Annotated in this window: 9 protein-coding genes; all 9 read left to right on the plus strand. The window is 59.9% G+C overall.

Annotated elements, in window-relative coordinates; all coding sequences use genetic code 11:
- The first annotated feature begins 6 nt into the window (after positions 1–6).
- The 9 genes from AC3E6W_RS02130 to rpoB all read left to right on the plus strand — a co-directional run bounded on the left by AC3E6W_RS02130 (position 7) and on the right by rpoB (position 18,286).
- Entirely contained in the window at positions 7–3,726 is a 3,720-nt protein-coding gene (locus AC3E6W_RS02130; protein ID WP_294646346.1) for a nitrate reductase subunit alpha, read from the plus strand.
- On the plus strand, positions 3,726–5,339 hold the full coding sequence (gene narH / locus AC3E6W_RS02135; RefSeq protein WP_049343399.1) for a nitrate reductase subunit beta: 1,614 nt from the start codon (positions 3,726–3,728) through the stop codon (positions 5,337–5,339). Before AC3E6W_RS02130 ends, narH begins: the two co-directional genes overlap by 1 nt.
- Before the next feature lie 3 nt (positions 5,340–5,342).
- Positions 5,343–6,083: a nitrate reductase molybdenum cofactor assembly chaperone gene (gene narJ / locus AC3E6W_RS02140; protein WP_049343398.1), complete on the plus strand. Its 741-nt coding sequence runs from the start codon at positions 5,343–5,345 to the stop codon at positions 6,081–6,083.
- A 23-nt stretch (positions 6,084–6,106) separates the two neighbouring features.
- Positions 6,107–6,940: a respiratory nitrate reductase subunit gamma gene (gene narI / locus AC3E6W_RS02145; protein WP_070680182.1), complete on the plus strand. Its 834-nt coding sequence runs from the start codon at positions 6,107–6,109 to the stop codon at positions 6,938–6,940.
- Between the two features lie 30 nt (positions 6,941–6,970).
- Positions 6,971–8,194 carry an MFS transporter gene (locus AC3E6W_RS02150; protein WP_490652213.1) on the plus strand — a complete coding sequence of 408 codons (1,224 nt, stop codon included), beginning with the start codon at positions 6,971–6,973 and terminating at the stop codon, positions 8,192–8,194.
- A 305-nt stretch (positions 8,195–8,499) separates the two neighbouring features.
- Positions 8,500–11,340, plus strand: a complete 2,841-nt coding sequence (gcvP, locus tag AC3E6W_RS02155; RefSeq protein ID WP_490652214.1) for an aminomethyl-transferring glycine dehydrogenase — start codon at positions 8,500–8,502, stop codon at positions 11,338–11,340.
- A 162-nt stretch (positions 11,341–11,502) separates the two neighbouring features.
- The gene (gcvT, locus tag AC3E6W_RS02160; protein WP_490652215.1) at positions 11,503–12,621 is read left to right on the plus strand and encodes a glycine cleavage system aminomethyltransferase GcvT; all 1,119 of its coding nucleotides are present in this window, start codon (positions 11,503–11,505) and stop codon (positions 12,619–12,621) included.
- 312 nt (positions 12,622–12,933) lie between these two features.
- Complete coding sequence (locus AC3E6W_RS02165; RefSeq protein WP_294646336.1) at positions 12,934–14,430, plus strand: L-serine ammonia-lyase; 1,497 nt, start codon at positions 12,934–12,936, stop codon at positions 14,428–14,430.
- A gap of 349 nt (positions 14,431–14,779) precedes the next feature.
- Positions 14,780–18,286: a DNA-directed RNA polymerase subunit beta gene (gene rpoB / locus AC3E6W_RS02170; RefSeq protein WP_049331898.1), complete on the plus strand. Its 3,507-nt coding sequence runs from the start codon at positions 14,780–14,782 to the stop codon at positions 18,284–18,286.
- The last annotated feature ends 84 nt before the right edge of the window (positions 18,287–18,370 follow it).

Consider the following 18,370-nt stretch of genomic DNA (forward strand, 5'->3'; position numbering starts at 1 on the left):
GGCAGTATGGAACAAGCATCACAGATTAAGGGCCCGGACGGCCCCCTTACCGATCAGCTGATTAAGTTCGGTAAGTTCTTCTCCCGCTGGGACGAGACTGACGACGGCCGCGCCGTCTTCCGTGAAGGCGGCCGCGAAGGTGACGCCTTCTACCGCGACCGTTGGAGCCACGATAAGGAAGTTCGCTCGACCCACGGCGTGAACTGCACCGGCTCCTGCTCCTGGAAGGTGTACGTCAAGGACGGCATTATCACCTGGGAGGCGCAGGAAACTGACTACCCCTCGGTTGGCCCCGATCGCCCCGAGTACGAGCCCCGCGGTTGCCCCCGCGGTGCAGCCTTCTCGTGGTACACCTACTCGCCCACCCGAGTTAAGTACCCCTACATTCGCGGTCCCCTGCTGGAAATGTACCGCGAGGCAAAGGCTATCCACAGCGATCCCGTGGACGCCTTCCACTCCATCGTGTCCGACCCCGCTAAGCGTTCCCGCTACGTGAACGCCCGCGGTAAGGGCGGTTTGGTGCGCTCGACCTGGGCTGAGGCTCTCGAGCTGATGGCCGCTGCCCACGTGCACACCATTAAGTACTACGGTCCCGACCGCAACACCGGCTTCACCCCGATTCCGGCAATGTCCATGGTCTCCTTCAGCGCGGGTGTTCGCTACATCCAGCTGATGGGTGGCGTGATGACCAGCTTCTACGACTGGTACGCCGACCTCCCCGTGGCTTCCCCGCAGGTCTTCGGTGACCAGACCGACGTTCCCGAGTCCGGTGACTGGTGGGACGCTGCGTACCTCATCATGTGGGGTGCAAACGTTCCGCTGACCCGTACCCCGGATGCCCACTGGGTCTCCGAGGTCCGCTACCGCGGTACCAAGGTTGTCACCGTGAGCCCCGACTACGCCGACAACACCAAGTTCGCTGACGAGTGGCTGCCCGCACAGGCAGGTACCGACGCAGCGCTGGCAATGGCTATGGGCCACGTCATCCTCAAGGAAAACTACGTCGACCAGCGTGTCGAGTTCTTCGAGGACTTCTCCCTGACCTACACCGACCTTCCCTTCCTGGTCACCCTGGAGACCCGTGAAGACGGTGTGAAGGTTCCCTCTAAGTTCCTGACCGCAGCTAAGCTCGCTGGCGAGGCTGAGCAGGCTAACTCCGACTTCAAGCCTGTCATGATGGACCGCGAGACCGGTGAGGTCTTCGTTCCTAACGGCACCATGGGTCACCGCTACGCAGCCGAGGACCAGGGCAAGTGGAACCTGGACCTGCAGGGCCGCAAGCCGATTCTGTCAATCCGCGACCTGCCCCAGGGCGAGTCCGCTGCCGTCGAGATTAAGATGCCGACCTTCGACGACCCGAAGGGTCACGGCGACGTCATCACCCGTGGTGTGCCTGTTGCCTACGTTGAGGGCCACGAGGTCACCACCGTCTTCGACATCATGCTGGCACAGTACGGTGTTGGTCGTAAGGGCCTGCCCGGTACCTGGGCTAAGGACTACGACGACTGGAGCGTTCAGAACACCCCGGCATGGCAGGAGCCGATTACCTCCGTGCCCGCCGAGGCCGTTATCCGCATTGCCCGTGAGTTCGCTAAGAGCGCCCTGGATTCCGGCGGCCGTTCCATGGTGATTTTCGGTGCGGGTATCTGCCAGTGGTACCACGCTGACACCACATACCGCGCTATCCTCGCCCTGCTGAACCTGACCGGTTGCCAGGGTCGTAACGGCGGCGGTTGGGCTCACTACGTGGGCCAGGAGAAGGCACGTCCGCTGACCGGTCTGACCAACATTGCAAACGCACTGGACTGGAGCCGTCCGCCGCGTCACATGATTGGTACCGGCTTCTGGTACATGCACACTGACCAGTTCCGTCAGGACGCATACTCCACCGACTACCTGCAGTCCCCGCTGGCTAAGGGCGAGCTGCGCAACGTTCACACCGCTGACGTCGTGGCACGCTCCACCCGCATGGGCTGGATGCCGTTCTACCCGCAGTTCCCCGAGAACTCGATGGACCTGGCAGACAAGGCAGAGCAGGCAGTGGCACGCGGCGAGGCATCCTCGAACGCAGACTACATTGCTCAGCGCCTGAACTCCGGTGACCTGGAGTTCTCCGTCGAGGACGTTGACAACCCCGTCAACTGGCCCCGTACCCTGACCCTGTGGCGTTCGAACCTCTTCGGTTCCTCTGCAAAGGGTGAGAGCTACTTCCTGAAGCACCTCGTCGGTAGCATGGACAACGTCCAGGGTGAAGACGCAGAGACCCACCCGAAGGAAGTTAAGTGGGTTGACGAGGCTCCCCAGGGCAAGCTGGACCTGCTGGTCACTTCGGACTTCCGTATGACCTCCACGACCCTGCTGTCCGATATCGTTCTGCCGACCGCTACCTGGTACGAGAAGCACGATATCTCCTCGACCGATATGCACCCGTTCCTGCACGCGTTCTCCCCGGCAATTGACCCGCCGTGGGAGGCAAAGACCGACCACGAGACCTTCAAGGCACTGGCGTTCGAGTTCAGCCGCCTGGCTAAGAAGCACCTCGGCGTCCGTAAGGACATCGTTTCGGTCCCGCTGCTGCACGACACCCCCGGCCAGATTGCTCAGCCTGGCGGCCACGCACCCGACTGGAAGAACACCCCCGGTATGGTGGGTGTACCCGGCAAGAACATGCCGAACTTCGTCACCGTCGAGCGCGACTACGGTGCACTGTACGACATGTACACCACCGTTGGTCCGCTGTTCGACAAGCTCGGTGCTACCACCAAGTTCGTGACTTACGACCTGAAGCACGAAGTTGCCAAGATGGCTAAGGAATTTGGTGTGATGGACTCCGGTAAGGGCGCAGGCCGTCCCGCACTGGACACCGACGTGAAGATTGCCGAATCCATCATGATGATTTCGGGTACTTCTAACGGTGAGGTTGCTGTCAAGGGCTTCAAGGAGCTCGAGAAGCAGACCGGTCTGCACCTGATGGACCTGGCAGAGGGTAACGAGGAACGTCGTATTACCTTCCCCATGACCCAGGCCGCACCGCAGCCCGTGATGACCTCTCCCGAGTGGTCCGGTTCGGAGACCGGCGGTCGCCGCTACGCTCCGTTCACTGTCAACATCGAGAAGAAGAAGCCGTTCCACACCCTGACCGGCCGTATGCACTTCTTCCTCGACCATGACTGGATGCACGAGATGGGCGAGGCCCTGCCGATTTACCGTCCGCCGCTGGACATGACCGGTCTGTACAACGAGCCCGAGCTCGGCACGACCGATGGTGTTTCGGTTGCTGTTCGCTACCTGACCCCGCACAACAAGTGGGCTATCCACTCGCAGTACTTCGACAACCAGTACATGCTGAGCATGTTCCGTGGTGGTCCGGTCGCTTGGATGAGCCCCCAGGACGCCGAGAAGATTGGCGTCAAGGACGGCGAATGGGTTGAGTGCGTGAACACCAACGGTGTCTTCGTGGGTCGTGCGGTTGTCTCGCACCGTATCCCCGAGGGTATCTCCTTCGTTTACCACGCTCAGGAGCGTATGGTCAGCCCGAAGTCTGAAATCACCGGCAAGCGCGGTGGTATTCACAACTCGGTGACCCGTATTCTGCTGAAGCCCACCCACATGATTGGTGGCTACGCTCACTTGGCGTTCGCCTTCAACTATCTTGGACCGACCGGTAACCAGCGAGACATCGTCTCGTACATCCGTCGCCGTAAGTCCCAGGAGGTAACTTTCTAATGCGCGTTATGGCACAAGTTGCTATGGTGATGGCACTCGATAAGTGCATCGGCTGCCACACCTGCTCCGTGACCTGTAAGCAGGCATGGACGAACCGAGCCGGTACCGAGTACGTCTGGTTCAACAATGTGGAGACTCGCCCCGGTCAGGGTTACCCCCGCCGTTACGAGGACCAGGAAAAGTGGAAGGGCGGCTGGGTGCTGAACAAGCGCGGTCGTCTGGAGCTCAAGAGCGGTAACCGCTTCCAGAAGCTCTTCTCGATCTTCGCTTCCCCGATTCAGCCCGAGCTCAGCGACTACTACGAGCCCTGGACTTACGATTACCAGAACCTGACCACCGCGCCCCTCGGTGATGACTTCCCGGCAGCAAAGCCGGTCTCCCTCATCACCGGTGAGGACACCAAGGTCGAGTGGGGTATGAACTGGGACGACAACCTGGCTGGTGCAACCGAGTATGGTCACCTGGACCCGCTGGTTGAGAAGGTCCGCAAGAAGGCTGAGGACAAGATTAAGTTCGAGTTCGAGCAGACCTTCATGTTCTATCTGCCTCGTATTTGTGAGCACTGCCTGAACCCCTCCTGCATGGCTTCCTGTCCCTCCGGCGCTATCTACAAGCGCGCCGAGGACGGTATCGTGCTGGTGGACCAGGACCGTTGCCGTGGTTGGCGTCAGTGCATCACCGGTTGCCCCTACAAGAAGGTGTACTTCAACCACAAGACGGGTAAGGCTGAGAAGTGTACCTTCTGCTACCCCCGTATTGAGGCTGGTATCCCGACCGTGTGTGCTGAGACCTGCGTGGGTCGTATGCGCTACATCGGTGTCTTCCTGTACGACGCAGACCGTGTGACCGAGGCTGCTTCGGTTCCGGACGAGAAGGATCTCTACGAGGCTCAGCTGTCGCTGATGCTTGATCCTTACGACCCGGCCGTGATTGAGCAGGCGCGTAAGAACGACATCCCCGATGCGTGGATTACTGCGGCTCAGAAGTCTCCCGTGTACAAGCTGGCCAAGGAGTGGAAGGTGGCTCTGCCCCTGCACCCCGAGTACCGCACCATGCCGATGGTTTGGTACGTGCCGCCGCTGTCCCCGATTGTCGACCTGCTCAAGGAGCAGGGCCACGACGCTGAGAACAGCAACAACCTCTTCGGTGCTATTGAGGCTCTGCGTATTCCGGTGGAATACCTGGCTGAGCTGTTCACCGCAGGTGATACCGAGGTCGTGACGAACGTTCTGCGTCGCCTGGCTGCTATGCGTTCGTACATGCGTGACATCAACCTCGGTGGCGAAGGCAATGAGGAGATTGCCCAGGCGGTTGGCATGACCGGTCAGCAGATCTACGAAATGTACCGTCTGATGGCTATCGCAAAGTACAACGAGCGTTACGTCATTCCGAAGGCTCACATGGAGGACGCCCACAACCTCGAGGAAATGGGCTGCTCCCTGAGCGTGGATGGCGGACCCGGCATGTACGGCGATGCGTTCAACGACATGGAGGGTCGCCCGACCCCCGTGTCCACCGGTGTCTACGAGGCTAACAACAAGGTCAGCTTGTTCAGCTGGGACGGTTCTTCCCGCCCCGACGGCCTCTTCCCGAATACCACCGGAAAGAAGTAATAAGTGGCTGGATTCTTTTCCAAGCTCATGGGCAAGGCCGGTTCCGAGGCTCAGGCCTCGGAACCGGCTCAGCCGGAGAATCCGTTCGATATCGACTACGGACCCGGCGAAGACAAGGACTCGGTGATTTACCAGGTCAGCGCTATGCTCCTGGGCTATCCCGATGAGCAGATGCTGGAGGTTCTCCCCGAACTGGTCGCCATCACCGCGGCTACTGAGGACGAGTCCTTCATCGCAGCTGTTGATGCGATGCAGAAGTGGCTTACCTCCAAGGATTTGGAGGACGTGCAGTCTGAGTACGTGCAGGAATACGATCTTTCGCGTCGTCACTCCCTGCACCTGTCGTACTGGACTGATGGTGATACTCGCCGTCGCGGTGAGACCCTTCTGCGTTTCAAGCAGATGTACCGCGACTCCGGCATGCTGACCGTTTTGAACGGTGAGCTTCCGGATTACCTGCCGCTGGTGCTCGAATTCTGTGCGCTGGTTGATCGCCGTAAGGGTCGCTCGGCTCTGCAGGCGTACCGTCCTTCCCTTGAGCTTCTCCGCCTTGCAATGAAGGACGGAAGCTTGCCCCACTACGGGTTGTTGCAGAGCATCTGCGCGACTCTTCCCGGCGTCTCTCCCGAGACCCAGGAAGAGGTCCAGCGGATGGCCGGCTACGGCCCGCCCGTCGAGACTGTTGGCCTGAATGGTTACGCTGATCATCAGCTGCTCCAGCAGGCGCAGGCTCGTTCTAACTAGTTTTATCCCTGAGGAGACAACACGTGTACGTACTTGCTTCTGAGAGCGCAGAACACGCTGCACACGCTGTAGCCGACCCGGGCGTCGTAGACATCCTGCTGTGGGGCGTTTTGCCCTATGTTGCACTGGTCGTTCTGATTGGCGGCACCATTTGGCGTTACCGTACCGACCAGTATGGCTGGACGACCCGTTCGTCGCAGATTTACGAAGGCAAGTGGCTTCGCATCGGTTCGCCGCTGTTCCACTACGGCCTGGCCGCCGTCTTTATGGGCCACGTTGGTGGCCTGGTGGTCCCCAAGTTCCTGACTGACCTCGTCGTTTCGGATGAGACTTACCACATTGTGGCGCTGGTTGCAGGTTCTGTAGCGGCTGTTGCCACCATCGTTGGTATGTTTATCTTGCTGGGTCGCCGTGCAACGAACTCTGAGGTTCGTGCGGCTACCACCCGCAATGACGTTTTCATGTACATCGTCCTGGTTCTGGTGATTCTTGCCGGTACCGCGGCTACCCTGATTTCGGCAGTGAACCCGTCGGGCGGTCTGCCCCCGGTCAATGGCCACGAAGTTCACTTCAACTACCGTGAAACCATTGCCGTGTGGTTCCGTTCGCTGTTCTACTTCCACCCCGAGGTGGCTCTGATGGTGAACATCCCTGTAGCTTTCAAGATTCACATCATTGTGGCTATGGTCCTGTTCATTATTTGGCCCTTCACCCGCCTGGTGCACGCACTGACCGTGCCGCTGCACTACGTCTTCCGCCCCTACACCGTGTACCGCACCCGTGGCGGTCAGCGTGTGGGTGCACGTCGAGGCTGGGACCCGATTGGTACTCTCCCGCGTGAGCGTGCCGACCGCTAATACACATATCCATATTGCAAAAGAGGAAATATGAGCACCCCTGCTGCACCGAGCTACGACCTAAAGAAGGGTCAGCTTTTTAACGTTCTGCTGGCAACGTTCATCTCGACCATCGGCTTCTGGGCCTGGACTATTGTTGGTCCGCTGGCCAAGCTGTACGCCAAGCAGATGCACCTGGACACTGGTATGACCAGTGTTCTGGTGGCTATGCCGATCTTCATCGGCGCTATCGGCCGTATTCCCGCTGGTGGTCTGACTGACCGTTACGGTGGTCGTATTATGTTCACCATTGTTCTGGCTGTCAGCGCACCGCTGGTTCTGCTGGTGGGCGTGGCTGGTCAGATGAACTCTCTGCCCATGCTGCTGATTGTCTCCTTCTTCCTGGGTATTGCGGGTACCGTGTTCGCTGTGGGTATTCCCTTCAGCTCGGCATGGTATGACGCATCGAAGAAGGGCTTCGCAACCGGCGTGTTCGGTGCAGGCATGGTGGGTACCGCGGTTTCCGCATTCGCTACCCCCCGCCTGGTGCAGGGTATCGGTTACTTCCCGACTCACATCCTGATTGCTGTGATTTGTGCAGTAACCGCCGTGATTTCTTTCGTGTTCCTGAAGGATTCCCCGGCAACCATTGGCCGTGAGGTCACCCCGCTGATGCCGAAGATTATTCGCGCATTCAAGGTGAAGACCACTTGGCAGCTCTGCTTCCTCTACGCAGTTGTGTTCGGTGCCTTCGTGGCATTCTCGAACTACCTGCCCACTTACCTGAGCAACATCTACCACTTCGACGCTAATGACGCTGGTCTGCGTGCGGCTGGCTTTACCGCTGCCGCTGTGGTGGCTCGTCCCTTCGGTGGTGTTCTGGCTGATAAGTTCGGTCCGAAGATTATCTCCCTCATCTCCCTGGGCGGTGTGGTGATTCTGGCAGTTATTACCGCATTCCAGCCTAATGCTGAGCACGTGTACGGTGCTGTCTTCATCCTGATGGGTGCTCTGCTGGGTCTGGGCCACGGCTCGGTCTTCGGCTGGTTGGGTCGCGTTGCTGACCCGAAGAACGTTGGTGCGGTGTCCGGTGTGATTGCTGCTACTGGCGCGCTGGGTGGCTTCTTCCCGCCGCTGGTGATGGGTGCAACCTACAACCAGGAGCACAACAACTACTTCATCGGTCTGATGCTGCTGGCCGTGACCGCGTTCCTCGCCTTCCTGTCGGTATTCCTCGTGCCGCACGGTGGCAAGCCGGATCACGCTAAGAAGTAATCCATTGAAGATATTTAGATATTCCTCGTAAGAGGTATATCTGAGCTTGTTTTCATAGGGGCCCCGGTTCGTTCTTCCGGTAACGGAGAATGAACCGGGGCCTTGCTCTGTTCGGTATCAGGGGCGAGAGAATCCTTCGAGTCGTCAATATGAGGGTTAGGAGAAGAGTTATCGTCTCCGAGCATGTCGAATCGTGATAATGGTGAGAAAAATGTGCGGAGATGTGGGACACTTAAAGCGTTCGACTCGTCGCAATAGCGCGACGTGACCCCTCTACGGTTTGCGCCGACCAATAGGAGAATCCTATGTCCTTTATTGATCGTCATCTCGGCCCCCGTTCCGCAGACGCAGAGCAGATGCTCGAAACCCTGGGATATTCTTCCCTGGATGCGCTGATGGACGCTGTCGTCCCCTCGCAGATTCGCCTCGACGGCGAGCTGCAGCTTCCTGCCCCTCTGTCGGAGCATGAAGCTCTTTCGAAGATTGCCGGCTACGCCGCTAAGAATAAGGTCCTGGCACAGATGATTGGCGCCGGTTACTACGACGCTGTGACCCCCGCTGTTCTGCGCCGCAATATTCTGGAGAACCCCGGTTTCTACACTTCCTACACTCCCTACCAGGCTGAGATTTCTCAGGGTCGCCTGGAAGCTCTGCTGAACTTCCAGAACACCGTGATGGAGCTGACCGGCCTGGAGATTGCTAACTCCTCGCTGCTGGATGAGGCTTCCGCTGTCGCTGAGGCCGCAGTTATGATGTACCGTGCAAACCGCAAGGTGAAGAACGGCTTCTTTGCTATTGACTCTCGATGCCTGCCCCAGGTTATTTCGGTGACCCGCGGCCGTGCGGAGATGCTCGGTATTCCCTTTGTCATCACTGATTTCTCCGAGGGCCTGCCCGAGGGCGACCTGTACGGCATTATCCTGGCTTACCCCGCCCAGGACGGCGAAATCCGTGATATCGAACCGCTCATCAAGGCTGCTAAGGAACGTAACGCCCTGGTGACGGTGGACGCCGACCTGTTGGCTCTGACCCTGCTGAAGTCTCCCGGTGAACTGGGCGCAGATATCGCAGTTGGTAACACCCAGCGCTTTGGCCTGCCCTTCTTCTTCGGCGGCCCGCACGCCGGCTACATGGCCGTTCACAAGGGCATGGAGCGCACCATGCCGGGCCGTCTGGTGGGTGTCTCGAAGGACCCGACCGGCAAGCCGGCCTACCGCCTGGCCCTGCAGACTCGTGAGCAGCACATCCGCCGCGAGAAGGCTACCTCTAACATCTGTACCGCTCAGGCTCTGCTGGCCATCGTCGCGGGTGCTTACGCGATGTACCACGGTCCCGAGGGGCTGCGCGCTATCGCGAACCGCCTGCACACGAACGCTGCACGTATGGCAACCGCTCTGGAGGCTGCAGGCTACGGCATCGCTCACGAAACCTTCTTCGACACCATCGTGGTAGAAGCCCCCGGCCGCGCTGATGAGCTCGTCGCAAAGGCCCTGGACGCCGGTATCAACATCCGTCGCTTCGACGAGGACCGCGTAGGTATTTCGGTGGGCGAGTCCCACGACGACGAGGTGCTGAAGGCCCTAGTTTCCGCTCTGGGCGGCACCCTCGGTGAGGCAGATTCGAAGTACGATCTGGCCTCCGACCTGCTGCGTACCGACGACTATATGCAGCACCCGGTCTTCCACAAGTACCGCTCCGAGACCGAGATGATGCGCTACCTGCGTCACCTGGCAGACAAGGACCTGGCCCTGGATCGCACTATGATTCCGCTGGGCTCGTGCACCATGAAGCTGAACGCCGCAGCTGAGATGGAACCCATCTCCTGGCCCGGTTTCGCCAACATCCACCCGCTGGTTCCTGAGGACCAGGCAGAGGGCTGGCACGAGCTGATTAAGGACCTGAGCGATTGGCTGGTTGCTATTACCGGTTACGATGCAGTGTCCCTGCAGCCGAACTCGGGCGCTACCGGTGAGTACGCCGGCCTGCGCGCTATCCGTTCCTTCCACGAGGCTAACGGTGACCACGAGCGCGATACCGTTCTGATTCCGCTGTCTGCTCACGGCACCAACGCTGCATCTGCAGCTCTGGCTGGTCTGAAGGTTGCCGGTGTGGCAACCGCTGCTGACGGTTCGATTGATGTTGATGACCTGAAGGCAAAGATCGAGAAATACGGTCCCAAGGTTGCCGGCATCATGATTACCTACCCTTCCACTCACGGTGTGTTTGAGGAGCAGGTTGCTGAGGTCTGCCAGCTGGTTCACGAGGCGGGCGGCCAGGTGTACCTGGATGGCGCGAACCTGAACGCTCAGATGGGCTTCGCTCAGCCGGGTAAGTTCGGCGGCGACGTTTCGCACCTGAACCTGCACAAGACCTTCTCCATTCCTCACGGTGGTGGCGGCCCCGGTGTTGGCCCGTTGGCTGTTCGTGAGCACCTGGCGAAGTTCCTGCCCGGCGACGCATACCGTGCTGACTCTGAGGGTAAGCTCCCCAACGACGCTGCACTGCCGATTTCGCAGGCGTTCTTCGGTTCTGCCGGCGTTCTGCCGATTAGCTGGATGTACATTGCGATGACTGGTGCTCAGGGTCTGAAGGACTCTTCGCAGTACGCGGTGCTGAACGCAAACTACATTGCGAAGAAGCTTAACGACAAGTACCCGGTGCTGTACACCGGCCCCGGCGGTCTGGTCGCTCACGAGTGCATCCTGGACCTGCGTCACCTGACCGATAAGTCTCACGTGACCGCAGAGGACGTCTGCAAGCGTCTGATGGACTACGGCTTCCACGCACCGACCCTGGCGTTCCCGGTTCCCGGCACCCTGATGGTTGAGCCGACCGAGTCCGAGTCCAAGGAAGAGCTCGACCGCTTCATCGAAGCGATGGAGACCATCTACGACGAGATCATCGAGGTCGCCGAGGGTAAGGTCGCCGTTGAGGATTCCGTCCTGCGCAACGCACCGCACACCGTTGATGTGGTCAGCGCAGACGAGTGGGATCGTGCGTACACCCGCACCCAGGCTGCCTTCCCGGTTCCGAGCCTGCGCGTCAACAAGTACTTCACTCCGGTGGGTCGTATTGACGGTGCCGGCGGTGACCGTAACTTCGTGTGCGAATGCCCCCCGATGGAGGCTTTCGACCTGGAAGCATAAGGAGCGTTTGACGCTCTAGGGGTAGCCACTGGGCTCACCCCGCCCCGCCCGTCTCCTCGTGAGACGGGCGGGGTAGGCTCCCTACCTGGTCCTCTGCCGGAGAGGGAGATATAACCACAATGATTGCAATAACAGCACAAAGCTGTGCGTGAGGAGAATCTAATGTCCCCTAAGAAGACCTCCCTGTACCCGGTTCACGAGAAGCTGGGCGCATCCTTCACCGATTTCGGTGGCTGGGATATGCCCCTGAAGTACTCGAACGACGTTGCCGAGCACGAAGCCGTTCGTACCCGCGCGGGTATCTTCGACCTCTCTCACATGGGTGAGTTCCGTGTGACCGGTCCGGACGCCGCAGCATTCCTTGACTACGCTCTGGTGTCGAACATGTCCATCCTGAAGGTTGGCAAGGCAAAGTACTCCATCCTGGTCAATGACAAGGGTGGCGTTATCGACGATCTGATTACCTACCGCCTGGGCGACGAAGAGTTCATGGTTGTTCCCAACGCGGCCAACATTGACACCGATTACGCTGCTATGAGCGAGCGCCTGGGCGACTTCAACGTTGAGTTCGTCAACGAGTCGGATCAGACCTCCCTGATTGCTGTTCAGGGCCCTCGCGCGGAGGAGATTCTGCTGGCAGCCGGTGCCTCTGACGAGAATGCCGTGCGCGAGCTGAAGTACTACGCATCCGTGCCGCTGACCATCGCCGGCGTTGACGTTCTGCTGGCCCGCACCGGCTACACCGGTGAGGACGGCTTCGAGCTGTTCGTACCGAACGAGCACGCAGTTGAGCTGTGGGACAAGCTGGCTGCCGCCGGTGAGCCCTTTGGCCTGACCCCCGCGGGTCTGGCTTCCCGCGACTCCCTGCGTCTTGAGGCCGGTATGCCCCTGTACGGCCACGAGCTGAGTCTGGACATCACCCCCTTCGAGTCCGGCCTGGGCCGCCTGGTTGAGATTGCGCTGGAGAAGAAGGCCGCCGACTTCGTGGGTCGCGAGGCACTGTCCGAGCTGGCAAAGTCCGAGTCTAAGCGTATCCTGGTGGGTCTGAAGGCTCAGGCGAAGCGTCCTGCTCGTGCCGGCTCCAAGCTGGTGGACTCCGAGGGCAATGAGATTGGTGAGGTTACCTCCGGTATTCCTTCCCCGACTCTGGGCTTCCCGATTGCTATGGCTCTGGTGAACCGCGAGTTCTCGGAGCTTGGCTCCACCGTCGACGTGGACATTCGCGGTAAGCGTGCACCCTTCGACGTTGTGGCTCTGCCCTTCTACAAGCGCGAAAAGTAACGAAATATACTGCGTGAGGTAACCTCCGCGAGGTGAATGGCGCCGTGTTTCCGAGAGGACACGGCGCCTTTCGCGTGTCGGGGCGGCAACTGAGACGAAGCAGCCGGGGGAGAGAGGAGGAACCGAGGCGTACCCTCACCTTAGTTTCTGCATCCTCGGAAGTGCGTTAGGATTAGAGCGGTTAGTCAAGGAGGACTGTCCGTTATCACTACCTCATATGAATTAGGTGGAATACCGGGCCGGATAGTTTTCGGTAACCGGTATTCCGCGCGACTGCGCCCCGCAGGGCGCAATGACTTCGAAAGACAGAACGTGGCGATTAATCAGAGCACCCCCAGCAGCGCCCAGAAAAAGGCGGAGGCCCTTCCCTACGACATCAGCGTTTTTGAGCTGTTCAGTATTGGTGTTGGTCCCTCCAGTTCCCACACCGTGGGTCCCATGCGTGCGTCGAATCGTTTCGTGGCTGAGCTGATTGATGAAGGTCTGCTGGACCGCGTGACCGGCGTACATATCGATTTGTACGGTTCGTTGGCGGCAACCGGTGCCGGTCACGGTACGATGAGCGCCGCGTTGAAGGGGCTGTGCGGCTTCGTTCCCGAGACGATTGATATCGCCGCTGCGGAAGCGATGATTGAGCGCAATAGTGTTGACGGTACCCTGCCTCTGGCCGGATATCCTTCCTCCTCATACGGAGTGAATGCTCCCGGCGGCGAGGAGAACAAGGTATACGGCCCGGTGGTGCACTACCGTGAGATTGACATGACTCTGCGCCCTCTGACTGTTCTTCCGCGCCATACGAACGGCATGAAGATTGCCGCGTTTGCGGGGGAGGAGCTACTGCTGGAGCGTACCTACTACTCGATTGGTGGTGGCTTTATCGTTGAGGGAGACGAGGAAGCTACCGGCGGTGCCTCGCTCACGAACCCGCCCTACCCCTTTGGGTCGGGTGCCGAGCTCGTCGAGATGGCGAACGAGGCTGGCCTGTCGATTGCACGGCTGAAGATGGCGAATGAGTGTTCGCTACGCACGGAGCAGGAGGTGCGCGCGGGCATCCTGCATATCTATCGCGTCATGAAGGAGTGCATCGGCTCCTCTCTGGCTCGTGTGGGGTATCTGCCCGGTCCGCTGAAGGTGCGTTGCCGTGCGGGTGCGTGGCACCGTGACCTGATGGTGGAGGATCCCGGCAAGTCTCCGGAGTTTGCGATTGACTGGGTGAACCTGATTGCTCTGGCTGTAAACGAGGAGAACGCCTTTGGCGGCCGTGTGGTGACGGCCCCGACGAACGGTGCATCCGGCATCATTCCGGCGGTGCTGCACTACGCGATGAACTACACCCCGGGTATCCGCCATTGCGGCCAGGCCGCCCGTGAGCAGGCGATCGTGGACTTCTTCCTGGCTTCGGCCGCCGTGGGTGTGCTGTACAAGAAGCGCGCCTCGATTTCTGGCGCCGAGGTAGGTTGCCAGGGCGAGGTGGGCAGCGCCAGCTCGATGGCTGCTGCAGGCTTGGCCCAGGTGCTGGGCGGAACCCCCGAACAGGTGGAGAACGCGGCCGAGATTGCGATGGAGCACAACCTGGGTCTGACGTGTGACCCGGTGGGTGGGCTGGTGCAGATTCCGTGTATCGAACGTAATGCGATGGCCGCGTCGAACGCCGTGACTGCAGCGCGCATGGCTCTGCGCGGAGATGGTATGCACCGTGTGTCGCTGGATCAGGTGATTGAGACGATGCGCCAGACCGGTCTGGATATGTCGCACCGTTACAAGGAAACTTCGATGGGCGGCCTGGCCGTTAACGTGGTGGAGTGCTAGGTTCCTTGCGGTAGCGGGCGGGATCTCAGGAGGATGAGCCCTCGAGAACCGACCGGCGACCATCCGTGTATGGTCCTTCTTCGGGATGGAAAATACATTTCTGTGTCAGGTTTGCACTCGCTCTTTGGGTATGGTAGACAAAATAGATTTCTTCCTGTATCGTTAGTATTTACGCTTTCCCTAACCTTTGTGCCTTCATATAGCGGTGGGCACGGGCTGAAGGTGACGTTTTCCGTCCGACATCTGTAGCTTCGAGCACCGTTTATGCGGGGGCCGAGGTCGTCATGTCGCCGGTAAAGTCGCCGGGAGGCTGATTGCTAACAGACATGTCTGTGGAAGGATCCCCATTTTGGTCGCTTCGAGCACCTCTAACCATGACGCCGCTAACGGCGCAGAGAACGTCTCGCGCCGAATTTCATTCGCGAAGATTAACGAACCGCTGAAGGTTCCCAACCTGCTTGCTATCCAGACCGATAGCTTCGACCGCCTCGTAGGTAACGAGCGTTGGCTGGAGCGTCTGGAGTCCGCGCAGGCTGCTGGTGACACCTCTGTTCCCGCAAAGTCCGGTCTGGCTGAGATCTTTGAAGAGATTTCCCCGATTCGCGACTTCCAGGAGACCATGCAGCTCTCCTTCTCCGAGCCCGAGTTCGCCGACCCCAAGTACTCCGTCGAGGAGTGCAAGGACCGCGACGCAACCTACTCGGCACCGCTGTATATCAAGGCTGAATTCATGAACCTCGCTACCGGCGAGGTTAAGCAGCAGACCCTGTTCATGGGCGACTTCCCCCTGATGACCGAGGCCGGTACCTTCGTGATTAACGGTACCGAGCGCGTGGTTGTCTCCCAGCTGGTGCGTTCCCCCGGCGCCTACTTCGAGAAGGCTCCGGACCGCACCTCCGATAAGGACATCTACTCGGCCCGCGTGATTCCCTCCCGCGGTGCATGGTTTGAGCTTGAGATTGACAAGCGCGACCAGGTGGGCGTTCGTCTGGACCGCAAGCGTAAGCAGTCCGTGACCGTTCTGCTCAAGGCTCTGGGCTGGACCGAGTCCAAGATTCTGGCTGAGTTCGGTCAGTACGACTCCATCCGCGCAACCCTCGAGAAGGACTCCGTCAAGGACCGCGATGAGGCTCTGCTGGACATCTACCGTAAGCTGCGCCCGGGTGAACCCCCGACGGTTGAGGCTGCCCAGGCTCTGCTGGACAACATGTACTTCACCCCGCGCCGCTACGACCTGGCCAAGGTCGGCCGTTACAAGCTGAACCGTAAGCTTGGCGTGGACGTTCCCCTGGATTCCCCCGAGGCCTCCGTGCTCAGCCAGGATGACATCGCCCAGATGATCCGTTACCTCTGCGCTCTGCACGCTGGCGAGACCAGCATCCCGGGCGTACGCGACGGCAAGGAAATCTCCCTGAAGGTCGACATCGACGATATCGACCACTTCGGTAACCGCCGCATCCGCACCGTGGGCGAGCTGATTGAGAACCAGATCCGTACCGGCCTGTCCCGTATGGAGCGTGTGGTCCGCGAGCGCATGACCACCCAGGACGTTGAGGCTATCACCCCGCAGTCCCTGGTGAACATCCGCCCCGTCGTGGCAGCTATCAAGGAGTTCTTCGGTACCTCTCAGCTGTCCCAGTTCATGGACCAGAACAACCCGCTGGCGGGTCTGACCCACAAGCGTCGTCTGTCCGCTCTGGGCCCTGGTGGTCTGTCCCGAGACCGCGCAGGCATGGAAGTGCGAGACGTGCACCCCTCGCACTACGGCCGCATGTGCCCCATCGAAACCCCTGAAGGCCCGAACATTGGTCTGATTGGTTCGCTGGCAACCTACGGTCGCATCAACTCCTTCGGTTTCATCGAGACCCCCTACCGCGTGGTGACCGATGGTCGCGTGACCGATGAGGTCCGCTACCTGACCGCTGACGACGAGAAGTCTGTTGTTATCGCGCAGGCAAACGCGCCTCTGAACCCGGACCGCACCTTCGCTGAGAACGAGGTTCTCTGCCGTGCAGGCGATGGTTCTGGTGAGGCCGTTCTGGTTGCTCCCGGTGCCGTTCAGTACATGGACGTCTCCCCGCGCCAGATGGTGTCCGTGGCTACCGCCCTGATTCCTTACCTGGAGCACGACGACGCTAACCGAGCACTGATGGGTGCTAACATGCAGCGTCAGGCTGTGCCCCTGCTGGAGTCTGAGGCTCCCGTGGTTGGTACCGGTATGGAGAAGTACGCAGCACTGGACTCCGGTGACTCCGTGCTCGCGAAGAAGCCCGGTGTGGTTTCCTCCGTGGACGCTAAGACCGTTATCGTCCGTAACGACGACGGCTCTGTCTCAACCTACCCGATCATGAAGTTCTCCCGCTCGAACCCGGGTAACTGCTACAACCAGCGCGTTGTGGTGAAGGAAGGCCAGCGCGTCGAATACCGCGACGTTATCGCTGACGGCCCCTCCACCGACGGTGGCGAGCTGGCACTGGGTAAGAACCTGCTCGTGGCATACATGCCGTGGGAAGGCCTGAACTACGAGGATGCGATCATCCTCTCCCAGCGCATGGTTTCTGAGGACGTGCTGACCTCGATTCACATCGAGGAGCACGAGATTGACGCCCGCGACACCAAGCTGGGCCCCGAGGAGATTACCCGCGACATCCCGAACGTGTCCGAGGATGTTCTCTCGGCTCTGGACGAGCGTGGCATCATCCACATCGGTGCCGAGGTTGAGGCTGGCGACATCCTCGTTGGTAAGGTCACCCCCAAGGGCGAGACCGAGCTGACCCCCGAGGAGCGCCTGCTGCGCGCAATCTTCGGTGAGAAGTCCCGCGAGGTTCGCGATACCTCTCTGAAGGTTCCTCACGGTGAGTCCGGTACCGTCATCGGCATCCGCATCTTCGACCGCGAGAACAACGACGAAGACGATCTGCCCCCGGGCGTGAACCAGCTGGTCCGCGTGTACGTGGCTCAGAAGCGTAAGATTACCGACGGCGACAAGCTTGCAGGCCGCCACGGTAACAAGGGTGTTATTTCTAAGATTCTGCCGATCGAGGATATGCCCTTCCTGGAAGACGGTACCCCCGTGGACGTCATCCTGAACCCGCTGGGCGTGCCCGGTCGTATGAACATTGGTCAGGTTCTGGAAGTCCACACCGGTTGGCTGGCTAAGCAGGGCTGGAAGATTGAGGGCGAGCCCGAGTGGCTCAAGCACATGCCGAACTTCCCGAAGGAATCCGGCCCGACCCGCCTGGCAACCCCGGTGTTCGACGGTGCCCACGAGGACGAGCTGTTCGACCTTATGGACCACTCGAACCCGAACCGCGATGGCGACCGTCTGATCAACCGTTCCGGTAAGGCACGTCTGATTGACGGCCGTTCCGGTGAGCCGTTCCCGGACCCGATTTCGGTTGGTTACCAGTACATCCTGAAGCTGCACCACCTGGTGGACGACAAGATTCACGCTCGTTCCACCGGTCCGTACTCGATGATTACCCAGCAGCCCCTGGGCGGTAAGGCTCAGTTCGGTGGCCAGCGCTTCGGTGAGATGGAAGTGTGGGCGCTGGAAGCATACGGCGCCGCATACACCCTGCAGGAAATCCTGACCGTCAAGTCCGATGACGTGGCGGGCCGTGTGAAGGTTTACGAGGCTATCGTGAAGGGCGAGAACATCCCCGAGCCGGGTATCCCCGAATCCTTCAAGGTTCTGATCAAGGAAATGCAGTCCCTGTGCCTGAACGTTGAGGTGCTCTCCACCGACGGCAAGATTATTGAGATGAGCGACTCGGAGGAAGAAGGCTTCCGGGCAGCAGAAGATATGGGCGTGAGCCTGACCCACGACGAGCCCAGCTCGGTCGACGAGGCATAAGCACCGCCTCCTTCTAGGGTGGGGAACCCCGCATGCGCTCGCATGCGTTGTGGGGTTCCCACCCACCAACCCAAGTCTTCAGAA

The sequence above is a fragment of the Rothia sp. SCPM-O-B-18226 (M350) genome, from assembly GCF_058213595.1.